The 1,223-nt window shown below is 47.7% G+C and carries 1 protein-coding gene; it reads left to right on the top strand.

The genetic code is table 11. From position 1 onward, the window contains the following. Position 1 precedes the first annotated feature (1 nt). On the top strand, positions 2–1,165 hold the full coding sequence (locus tag ACE5LO_RS27680) for an IS256 family transposase (protein ID WP_375523129.1): 1,164 nt from the start codon (positions 2–4) through the stop codon (positions 1,163–1,165). The last annotated feature ends 58 nt before the right edge of the window (positions 1,166–1,223 follow it).

The following is a 1,223-nucleotide window of genomic DNA, read 5'->3' as shown; positions in this document are numbered from 1 at the left end:
TATGCAAGACATTCAGCAACTACTCAAAGACTTGTTTAAAGAAACGATTGAGCAAATGCTGGAAGCCGAAATGGACGAACATTTAGGCTATGACAAACATAGCTCAATGGGCGATCTAAGCGGGAACAGCCGGAATGGCTACAACAAAAAAACCATCCAAACCGAAATGGGCAAAACGCAAATTCGAGTGCCGCGAGATCGCAACGGGCAATTTGAGCCGCAATTGATCGGGAAATATCAGACCAAAAACGACGGCATCGAGCAACAAATTATCGCCATGTATCAGAAAGGCATGTCGACTCGTGACATCGAAGATCACCTGCGCGATATCTACGGTATTGACGCTTCCCCTGCGTTAATCAGCCGAATTACGGACAAAATCATGCCTCAGCTCATGGAATGGCAATCCCGGCCGCTCAGCGCGATCTACCCGATTGTCTTCCTAGACGGCATCATGTTCAAAGTCCGCAAGGAATCCAGGGTGGTGAATAAATGCGCCTATACCGTGCTCGGCATCAATATGGATGGCAAGAAAGAAATCCTGGGCATGTGGCTCTCCGAAACGGAGAGCGCCAGCTTCTGGACCACCGTGTGCAATGAACTCAAAAACCGGGGAGTACAGGACATTCTCATTGCTTGCCGAGACAACCTGAGCGGGTTCTCCCATGCGATTCGGACCGTATTTCCGAAGACAGAGCAGCAGTTGTGCATCATCCACCAGATCCGCAACTCGACCAAGTATGTGTCCTATAAAGACCTCAAGCCGATCATGGCTGATTTAAAAGCGATTTACCAAGCACCAAGCGAAGATGATGCGCTATATCACCTGGAAGTGTTTGCAGAAAAATGGGATTCGAAATATCCTCAAATTTTGAAGTCCTGGAAAGAGAATTGGGCCGAGTTATCGACGTTCTTCAAGTATCCGAATGAAGTGAGACGATTGATTTATACCACCAATTCCGTCGAAGGATTTCATCGGATGCTGCGAAAATATACGAAAACGAAGACGAACTATCCCTCCGATGATGCGCTCAAAAAATCGATCTATTTGTCGATTGAGGAAATTAGCAAAAAATGGACTATGCCTCATCGGGATTGGGGAATCATAGTAGGGCAGCTCCTGATTTTTTTCGAGGATCGGTTCGACCAGAAGGATCTGGCCTAAGACCTTGGGGCTCTGCCCCAATCCCCGGAGTTTTTCGCTTCCCTGCGTTGCCGGTATA

The organism is Paenibacillus medicaginis (assembly GCF_042138635.1).
GTDB lineage: Bacteria > Bacillota > Bacilli > Paenibacillales > Paenibacillaceae > Paenibacillus > Paenibacillus medicaginis.
This window is presented reverse-complemented; position numbering and strand designations above follow the sequence as displayed.

What these genes read in the sequence shown, in the direction of transcription:
- ACE5LO_RS27680 (WP_375523129.1), top strand. Translation starts at nt 2, where the DNA reads ATGCAAGACATTCAGCAACTACTCAAAGACTTGTTTAAAGAAACGATT.